At 37.0% G+C, this 4,410-nt stretch carries 4 protein-coding genes; all 4 read right to left on the bottom strand.

Annotation, left to right across the window (positions count from 1 at the left end; all coding sequences use genetic code 11):
- Nucleotides 1-287: Ig-like domain-containing protein (locus tag ACJAT0_RS12790; protein ID WP_415181964.1), on the bottom strand; the 287-nt coding region annotated here is incomplete at its 3' end.
- Nucleotides 288-761: 474 nt separating this feature from the next.
- Entirely contained in the window at nucleotides 762-1,997 is a 1,236-nt protein-coding gene (gene clpX, locus ACJAT0_RS12785) for an ATP-dependent Clp protease ATP-binding subunit ClpX (RefSeq protein WP_374004215.1), read from the bottom strand.
- Between the two features lie 157 nt (nucleotides 1,998-2,154).
- Entirely contained in the window at nucleotides 2,155-2,829 is a 675-nt protein-coding gene (gene clpP / locus ACJAT0_RS12780) for an ATP-dependent Clp endopeptidase proteolytic subunit ClpP (RefSeq protein ID WP_374004216.1), read from the bottom strand.
- Nucleotides 2,830-2,984: 155 nt separating this feature from the next.
- Nucleotides 2,985-4,313, bottom strand: a complete 1,329-nt coding sequence (locus ACJAT0_RS12775) for a trigger factor (protein WP_415181963.1) — start codon at nucleotides 4,311-4,313, stop codon at nucleotides 2,985-2,987.
- Nucleotides 4,314-4,410: the final 97 nt, after the last annotated feature.

Here is a 4,410-nt window from a genome sequence, read left to right as displayed (position 1 = left end):
GTGATTTTCTTTGCTGGACTTCCTTGAGGACTTATAATAGGTCTGGTTTTTAAAGGTGGTGAAACAACGAACTGTTTTTGTAAGTCCTTAAATTTCACAAATTCATCAAACTCAATTTCAATGATTTGATTTTTAAAGTTTCTCGTATAATTATCTGGATAAGCCCGCAGGATTACTGGTGGCTTTTGGTCTATAGGTCCACCTGTGGGCGATCCACGCTTAGCACATTGTACTAATGTGATGGCAATTGCCATAACTATGAATATATGTAAGAGATGTTTTTTCACTGCTTTATTTAACGGGTGCAATTTAAGATGATTGTTTTAAATTTGATAGATTATCTACTGTTTTTGATAACTAGGGAAGCAACTGTCTTTTAATCCTAGTAATCCCTGCAATGGTCTTCATAGGTAGCATTACAGATATAAATAATATAAGGGTTGAGGGAAAAATTTTGATCAGTAGTTAAGGTCTGTTTGTAATGTGCTAGTTGAGAAGGGATTTTGGTAACATGGGTGTAGTCCGGTTCAAAGTTATAAAGAAAGTCCGATAAAACATACAGAGACAGATAAGAATGGATACTATAAACCAAGTTTTGTCAAGGGAGCTTTTCTCGAAATTTCGGTAAAGTCAAAAGAATATAAAGATCAAGGTTTAGGCGAATACGTGAATTCAATGACATTAGAATTAGATATTAACTTGAACTAAAAACCCCTTACAAAATAATTTGCAAGGGGTTTTTAGGATTAAAAAGATTCTTTTTAACTCACCGCTTTCAATTTTTGAATCGCGTTTTTATTGAGTTTTGATTCGGCATAGTCTTTACTTACTTCTAGTTCTTTCTGATCTCCTCCGGGCATATCAAACATGGCATCTGTAAGGATCGCTTCACAAAGAGATCTCAACCCACGAGCACCTAATTTATATTCTATAGCTCTTTCTACAATAAAAGTAAGTGCCTCATCTGTGATGGAAAATGCTATATCATCCATTTCAAAAAGCTTTTTATACTGCTTGATGATGGCGTTTTTAGGCTCGGTAAGAATCGCTCTTAGTGTCTTGGCATCTAGAGGATCCATATAGGTCAATACAGGTAAACGGCCTATTATTTCTGGAATCATCCCATAATCTTTGATGTCTTTAGGGATGATATATTGGAGTAAATTATCTTTTTCCACAACACCATCGTTAGACATACTCGCGCTAAAACCTACCGCTTGCATATTCATACGTTTTTGAATCACTTTTTCGATCCCGTCAAAAGCGCCACCAGCGATAAACAAGATGTTCTCTGTATTTACCTCGATAAATTTTTGATCTGGATGTTTACGTCCCCCTTTAGGCGGCACATTAACTACAGTTCCTTCCAGTAATTTTAATAGCCCCTGTTGTACGCCCTCTCCAGATACATCTCTAGTGATTGATGGGTTATCACTCTTGCGAGCAATTTTATCTACTTCATCTATAAAAACAATTCCTGTTTGCGCTTTTTCGAGGTCATAATCTGCAGCTTGCAGCAACCTTGTTAGAATACTTTCTACATCTTCTCCTACATAACCCGCCTCAGTTAGTACGGTGGCATCTACAATAGCAAGAGGTACATTCAACATTCTCGCAATGGTTTTTGCAATAAGCGTTTTACCAGTTCCTGTCTGTCCTACCATCATGATATTGGATTTCTGTATCTCTACATCGTCATCCGTATCTTTTTGTAAAAGCCTTTTGTAGTGGTTATAAACAGCTACTGACATTACCCTTTTAGTAAAATCTTGACCTATAATGTACTCATCAAGGAAGGTTTTTATCGCTTTTGGTTTTCTTAGCTCTAATTCTGCATTGGTAACAGCAGGTTGCTCCACCGTAGTATCTTCCAGAACTATTCCATGAGCTTGCTCTATACAGCGATCACAAATGTGTGCGTCTAGACCAGCAATAAGCAGGTTGGTATCTGATTTGTTGCGTCCACAAAAGCTACATTCTAATTGTTCTTTACTCATATTTCTGTTTTTGACACCGTAAACAGTGTCTTTTAGAAAACCGCAGTTTTTTCCTGTTGTTATTCCGGTTTGTAGTGGGTTAACTTAGGGATTTAAATAGGTGTTGTTCTCGCTTTCGCGAAAGCGGGACTTACATCATCCCGTTGCCCTAAATCAATTATTCTCTTCTTAAAACTTCATCGATCATCCCGTATTCCTTAGCTTCATCTGATTTCATCCAATAATCGCGATCGGAGTCTTCATTTACTTTTTCATAAGTTTGCCCGGAGTGCTTTGCAATAATGGTGTATAATTCTTCTCTTAATTTTACAACTTCACGAGCAGTAATCTCTATATCACTTGCCTGTCCTTGAGCTCCACTAGAAACTTGATGTATCATCACACGGCTATGTGGCAGTGCGCTTCGTTTTCCTTCTGCACCTGCACATAACAAAACGGCACCCATACTTGCTGCCATACCAGTACAAATAGTGGCCACGTCTGGTTTTATGAATTGCATGGTGTCATAAATCCCCAATCCTGCATAAACGCTACCGCCTGGAGAGTTGATGTAAATCTGTATGTCTTTACTAGCATCTGCACTTTCTAAGAAAAGCAGTTGTGCTTGTATAATGTTTGCTACTTGATCATTAACTCCTTGACCCATAAATATAATACGGTCCATCATTAAACGTGAAAACACGTCCATAGCAACCACATTCATCTGGCGCTCCTCAATAATGTTAGGTGTAAGGTTAGATGGGTACATACTGCCCATTATTTTATCGTAATACATCGGATTTACTCCTTGATCTTTTACGGCAAATTTCTCAAATTCTTTAGATATATCCATGTGGTAAAATTAATGCGTATTGAATGAAAAAGGCGTTAACTAATTGGTAAAATAGATAACTCCTAAAGGTATGAATTATTAGGGGTTCTTTAATTACTTCCCAAATCAAAGAGAAAATTTAAAATATTTCTATTTGTAAAGGTTCTATAGTAGGCCTATGCGTTGTAAGCTTCTTTAATAAACTCTTCGTAAGTGAGCTCTTTCTTCTTCAGTTTTGCATTTGCTTTGAAAAACTTCAACATTTTCTCGTTTTGAAGTTGCTCACTCATGCGTTTTACCTCTTCTTGATTGCTCATGATGCGAGCAACTACTTGATCCACTTCTTCATCTGTTGCATCCATATGACCGTATTGAGTCATTTGCTCGCGTATCATAATGCGAGAATACTCTTGAAGGTCCTCAAACTTTAGTTGCAGTTCTTCGTTATTTTTTACGATATTAGATTCAATCAATTGATATCTCAATCCTTTTTCAGAACGTTCGTACTCCTCTGTTGCTTCTTCATCTGTAAATTCGTTCTCGCCACTTGCTGCGATCCATCTTTTTAAGAAGTCTGCAGGCAGGTCAAATTTTGTGTTTGTTATAAGTGCTTCCGTGATGTCAGTTAGTAACTTCTGGTCTGTTTGTTGACCAAATTGCTTCGCAGCATCTTCGCGCAATTTTTCTCTTAGCTCTTCTTCACTTTTGATCACATCTGGGCCAAAAATCTTGTCGTAGAATTCTTGGTTTAAATCTGCTTTTTCACGTTCGTTTACTTCTGTTATTTCAAAAGTAAGATCAATTTCAAGTCCTTTTACTTTGTCCTCTTCTAATTTAAGGAAGGTCATTAAGTCTTGGTCTTCTTCAAAAAGGGCTTTTGTATTTAACTCTAAAATAGCGCCAACTTTAGCCCCTATAAATTTCTTAAGGTTGGACTTCCCTTTAATCTTTTTAGTAGAGAAAGTAGCGTCAGCATTGATCCCTTCGTCATCATTTTTAAAGACTCCAGTTACTTCATTACCCGTTGCCACTTCTTTTTGGGCAATTAACTTGCCATAGTTCTCGCGTACGCGATCAATCTGGCCGTTAATGGTGTTATCGTCAGCTTTTATCTCGTAGTGTGTAATGGCTTTTTTGCCTTTTACATCTACTTCAAAATCTGGAGCAAGCCCTACTTCAAATTCAAAAAAGAAATTGTCATTCTCCCAGTTAATAGCCCCTTGATCCTTGGGAAGCGGATTCCCCAAAAGGTTCAATTTCTCACTTGTGATGAATTTATTGAGTTGTGTTTGGGTTATTTTATTGATTTCTTCTACTAATACGGGAATGCGGTATTTTTTATTGATAAGGCTTGCGGGAACGTGTCCTTTTCTAAAGCCTGGAATATTTGATGTCTTGCGACGCTCAGCAAGTACATTATCTACTTGATGGTGATAATCTGCCTTTTCAATTTCTATGGTAATTGTTGCGTTAAGTGCGTCTGTGGCCGTACGTTTTATATTCATTTAAAGACTTTTTATGCTGTTAAAATTGGGCTGCAAAATTAAGCTTTATTTACTAGTTATCAAAATGATTGTTTGTTTTGGAGTTTCTGATTTCTAA

Origin of the sequence: Nonlabens sp. (assembly GCF_047636915.1) — a bacterium.
Taxonomy (GTDB): domain Bacteria; phylum Bacteroidota; class Bacteroidia; order Flavobacteriales; family Flavobacteriaceae; genus Nonlabens.
The sequence above is the reverse complement of the archived record's forward strand: the minus strand, read 5'-3'. Positions and strand labels throughout refer to the sequence as shown.